This is a genomic window from Candidatus Coxiella mudrowiae, from assembly GCA_001077715.1.
GTDB classification, from domain to species: Bacteria; Pseudomonadota; Gammaproteobacteria; order Coxiellales; family Coxiellaceae; genus Coxiella; species Coxiella mudrowiae.
On sequence record CP011126.1, the window covers coordinates 1,717,161 to 1,733,840 of the forward strand.

Sequence of the window (16,680 nt, forward strand, 5' to 3'; positions counted from 1 at the left end):
CCATTATCAGCTGAAAAGTCTATTGGAACTGCGGCAAGGAGAAATTTTAAAACAATAACTTAAAGGAAATAATTCTAGCATTCATTTCACTATCATCGGGCGGACTACGGAAGGCGACTGCCTAACAAGGTCATTAGCCCAAAGTGGCGGGAAAGATCTCTTCGTTAAGGACTTACAACAGGCTTTGCTTGACGAAGAGGCTGATATTGCTATCCATTCTTTTAAAGACCTATCAGTACAAAATAAAGCCGGGTTAATCATCGCGGCTTTTCTACTCCACGAGGATCCCCGAGATGTTTTAGTCACCAATGAATTTAATTCTTTAACTGATTTGCTACCTCAAGCTATTATCGGCACATCGGGCCCACGACGACACTGTCAATTAAAGAGAATCCAATCTAAATCGAAAATTGGAAATATTCTGGGAAATATCGAAACACGTTTAGCAAAACTAAACGAGGGATATTACGACACCATCATTTTAGCAGCAGCAGGATTAAAAAACGATTGCAGCTAGAAAATCGTATTAGTGAGTATCTCGATGTTCGGAAATTTATACCGGCTATTGGACAAGTAGCTATTGGTGTGGAATGTCGTAAGGAAGATGCCCAAATTCATGACTTATTATTGAAACCCTTGGACGATAAAAAAACACGGCAGTGTGTATAATTTCAGAACAAGCTGTTAACTACAAACTCGGGGCGTTTGCTTCACTCCCATTGCAGCGGATGGAATCTTTAATAACGAAGATTTTTCTCTCTCTGCTATGATAGGAAAGCTGGAGGGTTCTTTGGTTCTCTGATACTACACAGTTAAGGGCAAATCCGAAGAGGCGTAAACTCTTGGTTTGCAAGCTGCTCAAGAACTCTTAAAGCAAGGTTCTGATTCGATATTGGCAGAATTAAAACAAAAATGTTGAGCGACTTAAAGATCTGTGTCTCGGTAATTGGGCTAACTCTCGAATCGTTTTTATTGCAACTCGAGAAAGCTCAAAATCTGACTGATTTTATAGAGCTTCGTGTGGACTTCATTCAAGATATAAACCCAGAAATGTTAGATGTTATTGCTACAAATACCAATAAAAAATCTATCCTATGCTGCCGCGCTAAAAAGGATGGCGGAAAATTCCAAGGCACTTTGGAAGAGCAAAATAAAATTTTACAAGTGGGAAATAATCTCGGATTTAATTATTTGGACATTGATCTTTACCTTGCAAATAAAATTACTATTCAAAATAAAAAAGCTAAATTTATTCTCTCTTATCATAATTTTAAAAAAACCCCAGATTTCAAAGAGCTCAAAACTATTGCAGCGCATATGTGGGATTTTAAGCCCGATGTTCTAAAATTTGCAGTTATGACGAATAGCCAAACTGATGTTAAAACTTTATTTCAATTACTACTCAATAAAAAAGAAAACGAAAATATGATTGTTCTTGGCATGGGCAAACAGGGAAAAACGACCCGATTATTGGCACCGCTATTAGGGGGGTATTTAACCTTCACCTCTCTGGAAGAGGCAAAATCAGCACCAGGACAAATTGCTTACGAAGTAATGGAAAATTTCTATTATAAGTTCCAAGAAATTTTAGATCACTAATACCATTCCGCTCCCATTAATCTGATTATATAATACAAAACACTTTATTCACGAGGAATTTACCATGTACAAGCTCACTTTCTATGTTCCTGAAGAACACTTAGACGAGATCAAAAATGCCTTATTTTCAAAAGGGGCCGGGCGAATTGGCGATTACGATTGCTGTGCGTGGCAAACCTTGGGAGTGGGACAATATCGTCCTCTGAAAGGGAGTCACCCCTATGTAGGCAGCCAGGACCAAATTGAAACTGTTAAAGAATATTTGGTAGAGATGGTTTGTGAAGATCAGCATTTACATGCTGTAATCGAAGAATTAATGCGCCTTCATCCTTACGAAATACCTGCTTATGCAGCATGGAAAATAGAGCTTTATGCGAAACAATCGATTAAAAAGATAAGACTATAGTCATTACTCGTCCTAAAGATCAAGCGAAAAAACTAAAAAATGACATTAAAAAAATGGGTGGGAAAGTGATTTTATTTCCTACGCTGATTATAAAACCGCTAAAGGTAGACCCAAAACAATCCAGCAAATCTTTTTTCCAGCGACTTTATCTTATTTTTAAACGACAATGCTGTAAGATATGCTCCCAATCTAAGCTTTCAAGCCAATCAAAAAATAATAGCTATTGGACCAGGAACAGCTAACGCATTGTATAAACGAGGAATTTCTGTAAATGCGCTTTCGAAAAAATATAGTAGCCAAAGCCTTCTGAAATTATCTATTCTATCTATTCTAAAAAAGATATTCACGGAAAAACTATAACTTTCTTTTGTGGAGAAAACACCTGACCTTATTTAAAGCATAAATTAAGAGAGTGTGGAGGAAAGACGTTTCTAATTTTTTGTTACCGGGGGAAAGCCTTTAGATAGGTCGCAAAATAATCAAAACTTTAACTAAGAAATCCATTCATGCTATAGTATCTACGAGTGTGGAAAGTCTTCAGAACGTAAAGGTTTTATTTTCTTCACACTGGCAATAGCTACAAAGCATTTCCTTACTAGTCATCAGCGAGGAGATGCATGATACTGCCATTTTTATAGCTTTAATTACGTAATTATGGCGGAGAATCCTACGGAAAAAGCCATTATCGAAATATTGCAAAAACAGATACCTTAATTTAAGGTAATTCAAATTACTTTTTCAATAAGGAAAAGCCGTGCCTGAGACGTTTACTTCAAACGACTTGACTAAAAAGCTGAAACCGCGCCGCCCTCCACGGAACACTGGTTTATTGCTCAGTGTAATTGCACTTATTTTAGCTTTGGGAGGTATAGGTATTGGCTCAAGTATCGCTATTTGGCGCCACCTCAACACCCATCAATTTGAACGTCAACTAGCTGAACTGAGAACCGATTTGCAACAATCGCAAGCACCAATGCAAGCAACCCTTAACGCTAACCAGGCAGACATTGCTCAACTTTCTCAAAAATTCACTGAGGCTACTTCTCAAAAAAACATTTCTGAAGCAGCTTACTTAATTCGTTTAGCCAATATCCACTTGCTGGTTGAAAAGGATTCTGCCGTCGCTCTTCAATTACTGAAAATGGCACGACAACAATTAAAATCCTCCTCCCAAGAGAGCCTCGTTACATTAAAGGAAGCGATCGATCAAGATATTACCACTCTTTCTGCCAGTGCGCCCGTTGAAGTAACGAAGCTCTCTGACCAATTAGATCAATTAAAAATCGACGTAGGTAATTTATCACTGCTTCCCTCTAAGGAATTCTCTGAAACAACACCGGCGAAAACTGAGCCTACTCCAGAAGAAAAAAATTGGTGGGAGAAACTCAAATATAATCTGGGTGGTTTAAAGAAACTCTTTGTCATTCGGCGCATCGATCATCCTACTTCACCTTTATTGGAACCTCAGCAAACCTTGTTTTTAAAAGAAAACATCCAATTAAAATTAACTCAAGCCCAATGGGCCCTAATCAATAAAAATTCTTCGCTCTATCAAAAAAGTTTAAGTTCTGCCATTCAATGGTTGGCTGAGTATGATTCTAATCAAACCGAAACAGCTGCGCTTATTAAAAGAATACAAACTTTAGATGCGGTTGATATTGAACCTACGCTTCCCTCTTTGAAGTCCTTACAGGCACTCGCACTCGCTAATACTTCGGTTCCCGAAAAAAAAACATGAAATTTTTAATTTTATTATTTCTTCTTCTTTTATTGTCACTTTGGCTAGGGCTGGAAATGGCTCAAGATACCGGCTACATATTAATCACTTACCGTCATTGGAGTATTGAGACAACCTTGTGGGTAGCTCTCATTTCTTTGATTGTTCTCTTTCTTCTTCTTTATTTTATATTTCGTCTAATCAGCCACGCTACTCATCTTTCAAAGAATATGCAACGATGGCGGAAAATGCGGCTTTATCGACGCGGACGTCATCTCACTAATACTGGCTTGTGTGAGCTTGCCGAAGGACGCTGGCAGCGCGCCGAACAGACTTTAACAAAATCGGCCAAGATGATTCGAAGTCCTCTTATTAATTATTTGGCCGCGGCTCAGGCCGCCAATGCCAAACAGGCTTATGAACGTCGAGATAATTATCTACGCTTGGCTCATACGACTACTAAGGGGTCTGCTATTGCTGTAGGTCTTACTCAAGCACAATTACAAATTTGTAACCACCAGTGGGAACAGGCACTCGCTACCTTGCAGCATTTAGATCAAGAAGACTCTCATCATGAATATACATTAAAATTATTAAAACAAGTCTATTTAAAACTTCAAGATTGGCAAAATTTGCGCCCTTTATTTCCCGGTTTACGAAAATTTAAAGTGGAACCTCCCGAGACTTTAGCTGCTTTAGAAAAAGAAACTTATATTAATTTGCTCGCTGAAGCTTACCAAAAAGGTAAGCAACCTTTAATTAAAGCATGGGAGTCGTTGCCTTGTCATTTTCAACAAGACGTTGATTTAATTGAACCCTATACACGCTATTTAATAACTCTGGGTGAAGCAGACAGGGCTATTCCCTTAATTGAACACATACTCAAAAAACAATGGAATCCAGCTCTGGTTACGACTTATGGTTTAGCCTGCCCTATTAAAGAATTTAAACAATTAGCAACGGCTGAATTATGGCTTAAAAAATACCCGAAGGAGCCAGAATTATTCCTTTGCTTGGGAAGATTAAGCCTCCGAGAAAAATTCTTAGGCAAAGCTCGTGATTATCTTCAAAGCAGTATTAAATTAGCACCTACACCAGCCGCTTACCAAGAATTAGGGAGAATTTACGAGGAACAAGGCCAAAAAAATACTGCTCTAGATTGTTATCGAAAAGCATTAGCCTTTGGAAATATCTAGAAATTAATTATGAATTCATTTCGCTTTTTCAGTATGGTTATCTTTTTATGTGTCGGCTGGATTTCCTGTGCAAATTCCAAAATTTAAATGTTTAACTGCAGGTATTGAATATACGGCTGTTAATCCTTCCTATTCTCAGTCTATAGAAAAAATATATGCTTTTAAAATTGATTTAAATCGCTATAATTTTCAAATAATAAGAGCAAAGGATTTAAAACAAACTTCTCTTTTTGCTAATCAATGGACACAACCTCATAAAGTTTTTATTGCTATAAATGGTGGATTCTTTACGCCCACTTTACACCCTCTTGGACTAAGAATTAGTAACGGAGAAACATTGAGTCCCTTACGACCCATAAAATGGTGGGGAATTTTTTTAATTAAAAATAATCAGGCCCGGATTGTCAGTCCGCAAAATTATTCTCCTTCTCCACAAATTAATTTTGCTATTCAAGCTACTCCTCGACTAATTATTAATGGTCAGATCTTAAAACTTCAGGAGCGATTGGCTCAACGATCTTCACTCTGCATTACAAAATCGGGAAAAGTAATTATCGCTATTACTGATCTTAATTTATTATTAACACCCACCCAATTGGCCATCTTGTTAAAAAAATTGGATTGCTACAATGCCCTCAATTTAGATGGAGGGACTTCTTCTCAATTATTTGCTCGAATCAATGATTTTTCACTAAACGTACCAAGCCTTCGACCAGTGGCCGATCTTATTCTAGTGAGCCAGGTAAACTTATTCTCGCTTAAAAAAAACAACCAATTAATTGATATTTCACGTCGGGAATGACCTAGCAGACAGATATTTTAGAGATAAAATTAGCTTGTATGGTTTTCCCTGAAACAGTGCTTTCACAGGTTAAAGTGTAAGAATTAGGTTGGTTTTTTTTAATTAGCTACCGCTCACATTTAGAAATACCAAATTTTGCAGAGGTCCCATTCTGGATAACTAATGTCCATAATTTACCATCTGCATTTTTTACAGTTTGACTGGAACGGCAAACTCTTTCTTTAAGCTGAGGACAAATTAAAAGTAATCTTTCAGGTTGGGCTAAAACTCCTCCAGTGATCAGTAAGGAAAAAAAGCATATCTTTTTCTTCATAGTTTTGAATATAGGACAGATTGCTTCATAAATTACGGTATTTCTTTCTAAGACTCTTTTGATGATACTTCTTATTTTTGAAGAGGATGTTGTGATTGATGATTATAAAAAAATGTGCCGTTTAGTCTTGGGAGGGCTCTCTTTCTGTTTTGATACTGTCCCATTTTCTAATCCAATTCTTAAATAGAGAAATCCGAGCGATAAACAATTCTTTGTACGATGCTTCCTTTGTATTACAAAGTGTAAAACATGGTAGAAGTTGGAAGCGTAGTGTCGATACCGGACAACAAGTGGAAGTTCCCCAACGACGATAAAGAATTTTATTTTCCATCCAATTAAATGATCATCTTTGTATTATTGTGTTCTTTCTCATTAGAAGATACCCCTATTGTAAGCATCGTTTTACAAACTGGGAAGGAAAAATTTTCTTGCATTATCACCACAACCAAAGGAGAACGAAGGCAAATAAGTGGCAAAAACACCTTAAATAGACTTCCAGAGTGCAAATTATAAAATTTTTGTCTACTCTTGATTTTGAACTACTCTGCAATCAACCACAAACCTAGAAGAGGAGAGTTGCTAAAAGAGGTATTTTAGCCTTTCATTGAGTCAAAGAAATCATTATTTGTTTTTGTTAGCTTTAAGCGATCAATTAAAAATTCGCTTGCTGCCACTTCGTCCATAGGCTGTAAAATCTTACGAAGAATCCAAACTTTTTGTAAAACATCCTGCTTCATCATCAATTCTTCACGCCGCGTACCCGATCTATTGATATTAATAGCGGGGAATATTCGTTTTTCAGCAATTCGACGATCCAAATGAATTTCCATATTACCCGTGCCTTTAAATTCCTCATAAATCACATCATCCATTTTGGACCCAGTCTCGATTAAAGCAGTTGCAATAATTGTCAAACTACCACCCTCTTCGATGTTGCGTGCAGCTCCAAAGAAGCGTTTTGGACGTTGAAGCGCATTCGCATCCACACCTCCCGTTAGAACTTTCCCTGAGGCTGGAATTACAGTGTTGTAAGCACGTGCTAATCGAGTCATAGAATCAAGCAAAATTACTATGTCTTTTTTGTGCTCAACGAGTCGCTTTGCTTTTTCAATAACCATTTCTGCTACTTGGACGTGACGGAGGGCAGGCTCGTCAAAGGTGCTGGCCACCACTTCTCCTTTTACAGAGCGATCCATTTCCGTGACTTCTTCCGGCCGCTCATCAATTAACAGCACAATTAGTACACACTCAGGGTGATTACTGGTAATCGAATGGGCAATATTTTGTAGCATTATCGTTTTACCCGCCTTAGGCGGTGATACGATTAAACCTCGTTGGCCTTTTCCAATAGGTGCTACCAAATCAATAATTCGAGCAGTAATATCTTCCGTACTGCCATTTCCCATTTCCATTTGGATTTGTTTATCCGGAAAAAGTGCCGTTAGGTTTTCAAAAAGAATTTTGCCCTTAGAAGCTTCGGGTTTCTCTAAATTAATTTCATTAACTTGTAATAAGGCAAAGTAGCGTTCGCCCTCTTTGGGAGGACGAATTTTGCCTGAAATCGTATCCCCAGTACGTAAATTAAACCTTCGGATCTGGCTGGGAGAAACGTAAATATCATCAGGACCGGCCAAGTAAGAACTGTCAGAGGAACGTAAAAATCCAAAACCGTCTTGGAGAATTTCCAAAACTCCATCGCCAAAAATGTCTTCCCCCTTTTTAGCATGGGATTTTAAAACCGCAAAAATAATATCTTGCTTTCGGGAGCGTGAAACATACTCCAAATTCATTTCTTGGGCGATTTCCATTAACTCTGGAACTGATTTCTGTTTAAGCTCAGTTAAGTTCATAACTTATTGATAAAACCTCTTCGTTGTTTAAATAAATCGATTTAGGACTTGCCCGTTATTTCGAACAAGCATCCTCTTTCAAAAGGTGTATCCCGATTGGTATTCATAGTTAGGAATAAACCTAAAAGCGATGGGATTATAACCGGTAGGCCACCGTGATATTGGTGATTCTAGTGGCTTATCATGAAGAATGCAAGTTCTCGTCTAAAAAGGCGGCTAACTGCGATTTGCTCAATGCACCTACCTTAGTAGCAATCACATCCCCTTCACGAAAGATCAAAAGACTGGGTATTCCTCTTATTCCATATTTAGCCGGTGTCTCCATATTATCATCCACATTCATCTTGAACACTTTAACACGACCAGAATATTCTTTCGCTATTTCCTCTACGATTGGACTAATCATTTTGCAGGGTTGACACCATTCAGCCCAGAAATCCACCAATACGGGCTTGTCTGCTTTAAGGACGTCTTTGTCAAAATTATCATCCAACGTGGAATGTACATATTCGCTCATAAATTATCTCCTTTGACAACATCCTAATAGAATCCGGGTGATGGAGCAACTATTTCCTATAAGGCCCACCGCGTTCCTATTTCTATTATAGGATTAAAAACAATTATTGAAATTAATTGCAACAAAACTAACAAGAAAAGATGCGAAAAATCAAATCCAGCCACTATTGGAATAAATCGACGTACCGAACGCATTAAAGGCTCCGTAATCAAAAATATTATTTCTGCAACCGAACTGCGCTGTAAAAAAGGTGACCAACTCATGATTACTCGGATGATTATGGCGTAAAAATATAAATTCATAAATTTGTTGCCCAACGAGCCAATTGCTATCAAAAATAATCCTAGCCAATGAGGCATTACCTGAAACCGAAACCCAAATATAAGCAAGACCTGAATAAGCTCAAAAACCATCAGCAGTAAAACGATAGCGAGATTAAATCCTCTAAAACCAAGAATAATACGCTGCAAAGGGCGAACAAAAATATTAGTTAAGCGAATTACCAATTGCGAAACAGGGTTATAGTTAGCGCCCATTTTTTGCATCAGCAAACGAAGCATGAGGATAATAACGTAAAGATCAAAAATAAGACCCATTAAAAATATACCAGCATTTGTAAATACAATCATATCTCTGCTAATGCTGTGAATATTTTTCTAGATATCCAAATTTCCATCACTGTTAGTATTCCTATTTTGACCATTTCAATCTTCTTTTCTTCTTGAGACCCATCACGAAAAGCTATTTTCGGTTTTTTTTGGAAACAAAGATAAACGTCTAGTCTAGTCTAGTCTAGTCTAGTCTATTAGGTTTCCCTAATAAATGAGAAGTTGAACCATTTCAACTAATAGAGCATCTAAAATATTCAGCTCTTGACTCAGAAGGGTAAACCCCTAAAGGCTAGCCTGCCTGTCGAGACTGCGCAGTTAAACTAAAAAGTCCTTGTCTGCCTGTGAACAAATTTACTATAGATTATGAGATCTCTGCGGAGCAGAAGTTCAATAGGATTGGCCTCGCTCGGCCTCAACGCGTTTTTGCCTTCGAAAAAATTTTTCATCCTATAATCGCACTGCGACGACTTCCTCTAACCACAATTCAACATCAGGAAGATGATGCCGAATGAGTTTACCATCCACTTCAAACCATCCCTGCCCATTTTTAGATATTTCGGAGGCTAGCTCTATGCCATAGAGGATGAATAATTTTAACAAATAGCCTCTACTTGGGTAGGATTGGAATTCATCACAGTTAATAAATCTCTCCCTAAGAACAGAGGAGTTTATTTTCGTCTAGAGAAAACTTCTCACATTTTTCAAAATATGTTCTATCAAAAAAAAAGCTGAATTTGGATCAGCTTAAATTTATCTTCCGATTGCAGAAATAGGCTCTTCAATACAGTCGTTATCCAATTATAAGCTTCTTCTACATCGATGGAAGGAGCCAAGTCTTCTGCTTTAATAAATGATCTTAGCTCTTCCCAAAAAATCGCTAGATTTTTGGTGTCTCCTCACTTTCTAAACTCCAGCTTACTAAAAATTAATGATTGAATGTCGTAGCTTGTCCAATTTCTCTCAAATTCCTCAAATAAGAAGTTAATAATAGACCCTTGAAAAATTTCTGAAGATCCTTCAATAATTCTAATCAAGGTAGTCCGGATACGATCAATACTACCTTCCTGGCGATAGACTACCCAATTCATCACCTGCTCCATAATCTATTCTCATGAAAAATTTAAGCACGACCCTTACCCTTCGCCTCACAATTTAAATAGACTTTCCGAAACTGTTCGCCCACATTTTTTTGTTCCTAGAATATCAAATGAAAGTAATAAAATATTAAATTAGGATAGGGGGGCAATTGCGTAACTTATCGAGCGCTTTCGCTGAGTTAACTATCTATGACATTCGTAACATGGAGATTTGGCTTGTTGGTTAAAATGAAAAACAATCCACTGCGTTTTCTTTAAATCGACTTCTCTAATTCAACGGATAATTCTTTAGCACGCTGAACAGCCGCCTTTAATACGTTAGTAAATAATTCAGGCAAATTGCCTGATTTTAATACTTTAATCGCTTGTTCCGTTGTGCCACCTGGAGATGTAACAAATCGACGCAATTCGACCAGATCTTCTTCTGCCTCCAACGACATCCGCGCAGCACCCCATACCGTTTGAGCCGTCAGTAATTGCACCGTTTCTTTTGGTAGTCCTAAACCTTCTCCTGCTTCCTGTAAAGCTTCCATCACGAAAAAAATATAAGCGGGACCAGAACCAGAAAGAGCGGCTACCTCATCAATTTGATCTTCCAAAGATAACCAAACCACAAGCCCAACGGCGCGAAGAATGGATTCCACCAAATTTCTTTGCTCCTTAGTCGCCTTCTCATTAGCAAATAAAGCCGTTGCGCCAGCTCCCACGGAAGCCGGAGTGTTCGGCATGGCTCTTACAATGGCTGGCTCGCTTTGTAGCCATTTCTGAAGCAATTTAACCCGGACACCAACAGCTACAGAGATAATAAGAGGATGAAGCGTATTAACGATGTCTTTCAATTCTTCACATACTCCTTTAACCTGATTAGGTTTCACAGCCAGAATTATAGCATCGGCGTTCCTTGCGCCCTCGCGGTTATTCTGAGTCGTGCGAACTTTACATTTTTCTCGAAAAAAAGTGAGCTTATCGGAAGTAGGGTTCGTGACACAAATACGATTAGAATCATATCCATTAGCAAGAAGGCCGACCACAATATTGCATGCCATATTGCCACCACCAATAAAAGTAATGTTAGCTATGCTCATGCGTCAATCTTCCACATAATTTCTTTTTAAAAACTAAATTGTGCTTTAATCTCGCGGACCAAAAATACCGGTACCTATTCGTACCATCGTGCTTCCTGCCGCGATAGCTGCCTGAAAATCGTGGGTCATCCCCATCGATAACGTATCCAATAAAAAACCTTCTTCTATTAATTGTTGTTGAGCATTTTTTATTTTTTCAAAATCGTGTTTTTGCGCCTTAAAATCCTTTTTAAAAGCTGGAATTGTCATTAATCCGCGCAATCGCAACCGCTTAAATTGATTTATTTCAGCAACGAATTTTGGCAAATCAACAAGACTGATTCCGCTTTTATTTTTCTCCTCACTGATATTGATCTGAATACAAATGTTTAAGGGAGATTGTTCCGAGGTTCGATATTGGTTCAACTGCTCCGCAATTTTTAATCGCGAAATGCTGTGTACCCATTCAAAATGAGTCGCGATAAGACGCGTTTTGTTAACTTGAATAGCTCCAATAAAATGCCATTCCAAATGAAGATTCTGTAAAGCGGCGATTTTAGTAATGGCTTCCTTCACATAATTCTCCCCAAACAGCGTTTGTCCCCCAGCAATTGCTGCCTTCAATTTATCGATATTTTGTGATTTGCTAACAGCTAATAGAATAATGGAATGATGTTCCCGCCCATATTTTTTTTCTGCTTCACGAATTTTCTGCTCAATATTTCTAATATTTTTTGCTATGGACATTTTTCTATATCAAATTTAAAAAGAAATTATTCAATTACCGGGCCTGCTTTTTGAATAGCATCTGTTACTTGAAACTTTACGAAGTTTTCTCGAAATTTTTCTATCAACGTGAGGGCTTTAATATCGTACGCTCTAACATCTGTCCAGGCTTGGCGAGGATTTAAGATTTTATCCTCTACACCGGGAGCCGATTTAGGGATTGCCAAATTAAATCCTTTCAAATTTTCTGTAGGTTGATTTCTCAATTTTCGAGTAAGTATGGCATCAATGATGGCACGAGTTGTAGGAATGGAAAACCGCACACCTCCTTCGCCATAAGCACCGCCTGTCCAACCCGTATTGACAAGATAGACTTGACATTGTGTTTCTTCAATTCGCTTCATGAGCAATTCTGCATATACCGTGGGAGGACGAGGGAAAAATGGCGCTCCAAAACAAGTGCTAAAGGTGGGTGTGACACCTTTGACACTTCCCACTTCCGTGCTGCCTACTAAGGCGGTATAACCACTCAAAAAATAATACGCGGCTTGTTCTTTCGTGAGCAAAGCAACGGGAGGTAATACACCGTACAGATCACACGTCAAAAAAATGACTGAATCTGGGGGTCTTCCACGATTGTCTTTGACACGCAAGGAAATATGTTCTCTGGGATAAGCAGCACGGGTATTCTGGGTTAAGCTCGCGTTCCTATAATCGGGTTGACCATCCGCTTGTAAAACTACATTTTCCATAATGGCGCCATGACGAATGGCTTCCCAGATCATGGGCTCGCGTTCTGAAGATAAATCTATACACTTGGCGTAGCAACCCCCTTCAAAATTAAAAACTCCTGTACGGCTCCACCCGTGTTCATCGTCACCAATCAAAAATCGATTAGGGTCTGCAGACAATGTTGTTTTGCCTGTCCCCGATAACCCAAAAAACAAGGCAACATCGCCCGATTTACCAGCATTTGCAGCACAATGCATAGGTAAGACGTCGTGAGGAGGTAAGAGATAATTCAATACCGTAAACATTGCCTTTTTTATCTCCCCCGCATAAGCCATGCCTACCAAAAGAACGCGACGTTGCGAGAGATTAATTATGACAGCAGCATCACTATTTACTTTATCCCGTTCAGGATCCGTTTTTAACCCGGGTACACTTAAAATAATCCACTCAGGCTTCCCTTTGGCATAATCGCCATCAGGTCGAATAAAAAGATCACAAGCAAACAAATTATGCCAACCAAATTCAGTAATTACTTGTACCGGAAGAAAATAATTCTCATCCGCCCCCACTTGCAAATGAGATACATACATAGGGCGCTTGGAAAGATAGGCATTTGCTCGATTCCACAGCTGATCGAATACACCTTGCACGATAGATTGATTAACATTCCCCCATTGAACTTGATCGGCCGTTTCAGCATCTTTGACAATAAATCGATCTTTAGGAGAGCGTCCTGTCCGCTTACCGGTTGTAACAGCCAAAGCACCTGTCGAGCTCAATTTACCCTCACCTTTTTTAAGGGCCTGCTGAATGAGTTCATCAACGGAAAGATCGGTGTAAACAGTTCGCGAAGCGATTTGATCCATATGCTTTCCCTCAGCCATGCTAAAATGAAATCATTATCGCAAATTATTGATGTATTGAAAAGGGAGTTGCAGCCTAGGAAATATCGCCGCATACTTGCGCTGGTATGTTAAAAACAAATTTTTTATCGAATTATTTTTTAGTGGCCATGCCCCAATTAAATGATTTTAATTTCACCCAATCTGTTGTGTATATTTCCGAATATGACGATAAAGGAGCACTAGGAATAATTATTAACAAGCCTCTGCAACAAGTGACTTTGAGTAACGTGCTAGAATATTTGAATATTAAACTCACGGTCTCCAATATTGGGGAACTTCCTATCTTAATGGGAGGACCGATCAACCAAGAAAATGGTTTTATTATTTATGAAAAGCAGGCTAAAAACAAAAAAGTCCAACTCTCTGTATCTGCTTCTAAAGAGAAGCTAGAAGATATTGCTAATAATAAAGGTCCTGATAATTTTCTAGTTGCATTAGGTTACGCTGGTTGGGAAGCTGGTCAGTTAGAACAAGAAATTTCTCGCAATGATTGGCTTATTGTGCCCTATAATCGAATTATTTTGTTTGAAACGCCTTTAAAACAGCGATGGCAAAAAGCAGCATCTCTGATTGGCATTGATATCAAAAGACTTTCTGATCAAGTAGGTCATGCTTAAGAATGGCTGTACCTCGTGTCCCAATAGGTATGAACGCCATTAAATTTTCCCATTTCACAGCATTAGGATTTGATTTTGGTCTGAAGCGTATTGGTGTAGCAGTAGGTCAAACATTAACACAATCAGCAAATCCAGTCGCTATTTTAAAAGCTGGAAAGGGGGTTCCGGATTGGGAAAAAGTAAAAGAGCTTATTGAAACATGGAAGGTCGATGTCCTTATCGTTGGAATTCCTTACAACATGGATGGCTCAGAACAGCCTCTTACTCATGCTGCGCGTAAATTTGCAAACAAATTGAAATTAAAATCGGGCCTTCCGGTTTACACCATAGATGAACGTCTCACCACTATTGAAGCCAAAAGATTCTGGTTTGAGCAGAAGTTTCAAAAAAATGTCAAGCTTCCTCAACAATTTGATAGTCATGCCGCCAAGCTCATATTGGAGCAGTGGTTACAAGAAAACGTAGGTCGAATCGACAATGGTTAAGAAAGATTTTCCTTATCACCTACTGGGTATGCAATCGCTCACCCGTAATGAAATTGATCTGATTTTGAAACGAGCAAACGACTTTCTTCGTAATATCAAAGAAAATCGAGTGTTTGACACATTAAAGGGGGAAGTGGTCGCTAATTTATTTTTTGAAACCAGTACCCGTACGCGTAATTCTTTTGAAATTGCAGCAAAACGATTAGAAGCTATCGTCCTAAGTCCTGATCTTAAAGTCTCTGCTTTAAATAAAGGCGAATCGCTTTTAGACATGGCTCGAAATTTACAGGCTATGGGAACGCGTTTTTTTGTTATTCGTCATACCGAAAACAATCGGCCGAGGATGTTAGCAGAACATTTAGAACAGGGTATCGTTATTAATGCTGGTGATGGGAATCATCAACATCCCACACAAGGACTCATCGATTTAATGACCATCCAACAACATAAACCCGATTGGACAAAATTATGCGTTACCATTATTGGTGATATTTATCATTCTCGAGTAGCGAACTCCTTAGTGGATGGATTATTAATAATGGGAGTTCCTGAAATTCGAATCACGGGTCCTTCCCAATTATTACCAGAAACGGTTAAGAATCCCCGAATTAAAAAAATTCCTGAATTGGAAGCAAGCTTAATTAATAGCGATGTGGTTGTTACTCTTCGTCTGCAAAAAGAACGGCATAGCAATCTCACAGAATTAAATACTTTCCGTCAGCTATTTAGTTTGTCAGCCGAAAAATTTGCACTAGCGAAACCTGACGCAATTGTTATGCATCCAGGTCCTATCAATCGAGAAATTGAAATGACTTCTGAAGTGGCTGATGGAAAGCAATCAGTCATTCTGCAACAAGTACAAAATGGAGTGGCTATTCGCATGGCGGTCTTAGAGTTACTATTTCTTGCCGCCCAGGATCCGAACCTAATACACCACCAATAATTTGAGAAACCATTTAACTGCCCCAAAGTTCTTGCCGTGGACTTCAATAAGGTTTCTGAAACACTTTGATGCAGCCACCCTCGGGATTTTTTAGGTTTCACAGGCGCAAGACTTAACCTGTTGTGTTTGCGTCGCCTGCTTTTGTTCGATTCTTTTTTTTTGAATGACTTCAATAGGCTGATTCGCGATCAATTTTTGGTCATAGACCCCTTGCAAAGGAGAGGTCGCTATAAATGTGGAACGTTCTTGATCGGTCAACTTTCCCACTCAAGAACTGGGAAGCAGAATCTTTACTTTCTCAAGCATTTCCGGCGTTCCTGATTTATCCAAGAAAGAAACTAATGCCTTTCCGGTTAATTCCATGATTATCTTTTCAGTTACCAAGTTGGGATTTTGTCGGAAAGTTCACGCCGCCGTTTTTACGGCTTTCTGATCTTTGGGTGTAAACGTGAGTAGTGCGTATTGTACCCGATTGACTAATTCTCCTAAAACAGATTCCGGCACATCGAGCGGGCTTTGCGTTACGAAATAAACACCTACTCTACTCCTTACTGAACGAATTAATTTCACCATTTATTCTATCATTTGTTCTATTTTTCCTAAATAATAATATAGAGGCCGATTTGAATAATAAATATGCTTCATCAAAGAAGAAAATTAATTTTGGTTTGGGGGAGTGTCGCCAACTTTAGGCAATTGTTTAAATAATTTAGATAAAAGCTACAAAAGAAAAGTTGTATAGATCCGGCATCATTAATAATCGATGTAGCATCCAGAATACTAATTACTTCTTTTCCAGAAGAATCTACCCACACTAAATCTTCTAATTTAACTGCTGGTTCTCAAAAAAATTCATTGCCCCCCCCTTAACGTGCATTTGCAAAAACCGGAACCCCCCAGCTAAAGCATGTCGATTTGCCATCAATAAATCTAAATATTCAAACCCATCGTCCATTTTTTTAGCAATCAGCCTTCTTTATTTAGTATATAAATTGTGTCGCAAATAAAAATTTTGAAGAAACTTTAACCAACTTGCTTTCTTAATTTGGCTATGGATAACTTATCCACAGCAAGTTACAATAAACTCCTTACAAAATTCT

General features: G+C 38.5%; 21 protein-coding genes and 1 pseudogene. 11 read left to right on the forward strand and 11 right to left on the reverse strand.

Annotation, left to right across the window (positions count from 1 at the left end; all coding sequences use genetic code 11):
- The first annotated feature begins 79 nt into the window (after positions 1–79).
- The 8 genes from CleRt_RS12790 (at position 80) to CleRt_RS08060 (ending at position 5,720) form a co-directional block, all read left to right on the forward strand.
- Positions 80–517 (forward strand): hypothetical protein, encoded by a 438-nt coding sequence (locus CleRt_RS12790; RefSeq protein ID WP_371440275.1) that lies wholly within the window; start codon positions 80–82, stop codon positions 515–517.
- Entirely contained in the window at positions 508–669 is a 162-nt protein-coding gene (locus CleRt_RS13670) for a hypothetical protein (protein ID WP_306686704.1), read from the forward strand. Before CleRt_RS12790 ends, CleRt_RS13670 begins: the two co-directional genes overlap by 10 nt.
- Positions 670–912: 243 nt before the next feature.
- A complete protein-coding gene (gene aroD / locus CleRt_RS08040; RefSeq protein WP_048875721.1) occupies positions 913–1,599 on the forward strand; it encodes a type I 3-dehydroquinate dehydratase in 687 nt (228 codons plus the stop codon).
- Between the two features lie 64 nt (positions 1,600–1,663).
- Positions 1,664–2,005, forward strand: coding sequence for a divalent cation tolerance protein CutA (cutA, locus tag CleRt_RS08045; RefSeq protein ID WP_048875722.1), 342 nt, complete (start codon positions 1,664–1,666; stop codon positions 2,003–2,005).
- Between the two features lie 147 nt (positions 2,006–2,152).
- Entirely contained in the window at positions 2,153–2,365 is a 213-nt protein-coding gene (locus CleRt_RS14460) for a hypothetical protein (protein ID WP_371440276.1), read from the forward strand.
- Positions 2,366–2,759: 394 nt separating this feature from the next.
- On the forward strand, positions 2,760–3,743 hold the full coding sequence (locus CleRt_RS08050; RefSeq protein ID WP_162198832.1) for a uroporphyrinogen-III C-methyltransferase: 984 nt from the start codon (positions 2,760–2,762) through the stop codon (positions 3,741–3,743).
- Positions 3,740–4,918: a heme biosynthesis protein HemY gene (locus CleRt_RS08055; protein ID WP_048875724.1), complete on the forward strand. Its 1,179-nt coding sequence runs from the start codon at positions 3,740–3,742 to the stop codon at positions 4,916–4,918. The genes CleRt_RS08050 and CleRt_RS08055 overlap by 4 nt, the downstream gene beginning before the upstream one ends.
- A 67-nt stretch (positions 4,919–4,985) precedes the next feature.
- Entirely contained in the window at positions 4,986–5,720 is a 735-nt protein-coding gene (locus CleRt_RS08060; RefSeq protein ID WP_235379048.1) for a phosphodiester glycosidase family protein, read from the forward strand.
- 906 nt (positions 5,721–6,626) lie between these two features.
- Here CleRt_RS08060 and rho read toward each other — a convergent pair.
- The 8 genes from rho to CleRt_RS08100 form a co-directional block, all read right to left on the reverse strand.
- Positions 6,627–7,883, reverse strand: coding sequence for a transcription termination factor Rho (rho, locus tag CleRt_RS08070; protein WP_048875726.1), 1,257 nt, complete (start codon positions 7,881–7,883; stop codon positions 6,627–6,629).
- Between the two features lie 181 nt (positions 7,884–8,064).
- Positions 8,065–8,400 carry a thioredoxin TrxA gene (trxA, locus tag CleRt_RS08075; protein WP_048875727.1) on the reverse strand — a complete coding sequence of 112 codons (336 nt, stop codon included), beginning with the start codon at positions 8,398–8,400 and terminating at the stop codon, positions 8,065–8,067.
- Positions 8,401–8,456: 56 nt separating this feature from the next.
- Entirely contained in the window at positions 8,457–9,029 is a 573-nt protein-coding gene (locus tag CleRt_RS08080) for a YggT family protein (RefSeq protein WP_048875728.1), read from the reverse strand.
- A 429-nt stretch (positions 9,030–9,458) separates the two neighbouring features.
- Positions 9,459–9,611 (reverse strand): hypothetical protein, encoded by a 153-nt coding sequence (locus CleRt_RS10515; protein ID WP_157870937.1) that lies wholly within the window; start codon positions 9,609–9,611, stop codon positions 9,459–9,461.
- 296 nt (positions 9,612–9,907) lie between these two features.
- A complete protein-coding gene (locus CleRt_RS10605; RefSeq protein WP_100623470.1) occupies positions 9,908–10,111 on the reverse strand; it encodes a hypothetical protein in 204 nt (67 codons plus the stop codon).
- A 251-nt stretch (positions 10,112–10,362) separates the two neighbouring features.
- Positions 10,363–11,193 carry a pyrroline-5-carboxylate reductase gene (gene proC / locus CleRt_RS08090; RefSeq protein WP_048875730.1) on the reverse strand — a complete coding sequence of 277 codons (831 nt, stop codon included), beginning with the start codon at positions 11,191–11,193 and terminating at the stop codon, positions 10,363–10,365.
- 45 nt (positions 11,194–11,238) lie between these two features.
- Positions 11,239–11,919: a YggS family pyridoxal phosphate-dependent enzyme gene (locus CleRt_RS08095; protein WP_048875731.1), complete on the reverse strand. Its 681-nt coding sequence runs from the start codon at positions 11,917–11,919 to the stop codon at positions 11,239–11,241.
- 26 nt (positions 11,920–11,945) lie between these two features.
- Positions 11,946–13,496, reverse strand: a complete 1,551-nt coding sequence (locus CleRt_RS08100) for a phosphoenolpyruvate carboxykinase (RefSeq protein WP_048875732.1) — start codon at positions 13,494–13,496, stop codon at positions 11,946–11,948.
- A 104-nt stretch (positions 13,497–13,600) separates the two neighbouring features.
- Here CleRt_RS08100 and CleRt_RS08105 point away from each other — a divergent pair, with 104 nt between their 5' ends.
- The 3 genes from CleRt_RS08105 to CleRt_RS08115 are packed head-to-tail and all read left to right on the forward strand — an operon-like array spanning position 13,601 to position 15,580.
- Positions 13,601–14,152 carry a YqgE/AlgH family protein gene (locus CleRt_RS08105; protein ID WP_048875733.1) on the forward strand — a complete coding sequence of 184 codons (552 nt, stop codon included), beginning with the start codon at positions 13,601–13,603 and terminating at the stop codon, positions 14,150–14,152.
- 29 nt (positions 14,153–14,181) lie between these two features.
- Positions 14,182–14,637, forward strand: coding sequence for a Holliday junction resolvase RuvX (gene ruvX, locus CleRt_RS08110; protein ID WP_048875839.1), 456 nt, complete (start codon positions 14,182–14,184; stop codon positions 14,635–14,637).
- A complete protein-coding gene (locus CleRt_RS08115) occupies positions 14,630–15,580 on the forward strand; it encodes an aspartate carbamoyltransferase catalytic subunit (protein ID WP_048875734.1) in 951 nt (316 codons plus the stop codon). The genes ruvX and CleRt_RS08115 overlap by 8 nt, the downstream gene beginning before the upstream one ends.
- A gap of 90 nt (positions 15,581–15,670) precedes the next feature.
- On the opposite strand, the gene CleRt_RS12795 is transcribed toward CleRt_RS08115, so the two are convergent.
- The 3 genes and pseudogenes from CleRt_RS12795 to CleRt_RS13675 all read right to left on the reverse strand — a co-directional run bounded on the left by CleRt_RS12795 (position 15,671) and on the right by CleRt_RS13675 (position 16,238).
- On the reverse strand, positions 15,671–15,838 hold the full coding sequence (locus CleRt_RS12795; protein ID WP_235379050.1) for a DUF853 domain-containing protein: 168 nt from the start codon (positions 15,836–15,838) through the stop codon (positions 15,671–15,673).
- A 9-nt stretch (positions 15,839–15,847) separates the two neighbouring features.
- Positions 15,848–16,153, reverse strand: a pseudogene (locus tag CleRt_RS12800) (helicase HerA-like domain-containing protein).
- Complete coding sequence (locus CleRt_RS13675; RefSeq protein WP_306686875.1) at positions 16,122–16,238, reverse strand: hypothetical protein; 117 nt, start codon at positions 16,236–16,238, stop codon at positions 16,122–16,124. The pseudogene CleRt_RS12800 and the gene CleRt_RS13675 overlap by 32 nt, the downstream one beginning before the upstream one ends.
- Positions 16,239–16,680 lie beyond the last annotated feature (442 nt).

Coding starts and splice junctions, on each gene's coding strand:
- aroD (WP_048875721.1), top strand. CDS start 913: ATGTTGAGCGACTTAAAGATCTGTGTCTCGGTAATTGGGCTAACTCTC.
- cutA (WP_048875722.1), top strand. CDS start 1,664: ATGTACAAGCTCACTTTCTATGTTCCTGAAGAACACTTAGACGAGATC.
- CleRt_RS08055 (WP_048875724.1), top strand. CDS start 3,740: ATGAAATTTTTAATTTTATTATTTCTTCTTCTTTTATTGTCACTTTGG.
- rho (WP_048875726.1), bottom strand. CDS start 7,883: ATGAACTTAACTGAGCTTAAACAGAAATCAGTTCCAGAGTTAATGGAA.
- trxA (WP_048875727.1), bottom strand. CDS start 8,400: ATGAGCGAATATGTACATTCCACGTTGGATGATAATTTTGACAAAGAC.
- CleRt_RS08080 (WP_048875728.1), bottom strand. CDS start 9,029: ATGATTGTATTTACAAATGCTGGTATATTTTTAATGGGTCTTATTTTT.
- CleRt_RS10605 (WP_100623470.1), bottom strand. CDS start 10,111: ATGGAGCAGGTGATGAATTGGGTAGTCTATCGCCAGGAAGGTAGTATT.
- proC (WP_048875730.1), bottom strand. CDS start 11,193: ATGAGCATAGCTAACATTACTTTTATTGGTGGTGGCAATATGGCATGC.
- CleRt_RS08095 (WP_048875731.1), bottom strand. CDS start 11,919: ATGTCCATAGCAAAAAATATTAGAAATATTGAGCAGAAAATTCGTGAA.
- CleRt_RS08100 (WP_048875732.1), bottom strand. CDS start 13,496: ATGGATCAAATCGCTTCGCGAACTGTTTACACCGATCTTTCCGTTGAT.
- CleRt_RS08105 (WP_048875733.1), top strand. CDS start 13,601: ATGTTAAAAACAAATTTTTTATCGAATTATTTTTTAGTGGCCATGCCC.
- ruvX (WP_048875839.1), top strand. CDS start 14,182: ATGAACGCCATTAAATTTTCCCATTTCACAGCATTAGGATTTGATTTT.
- CleRt_RS08115 (WP_048875734.1), top strand. CDS start 14,630: ATGGTTAAGAAAGATTTTCCTTATCACCTACTGGGTATGCAATCGCTC.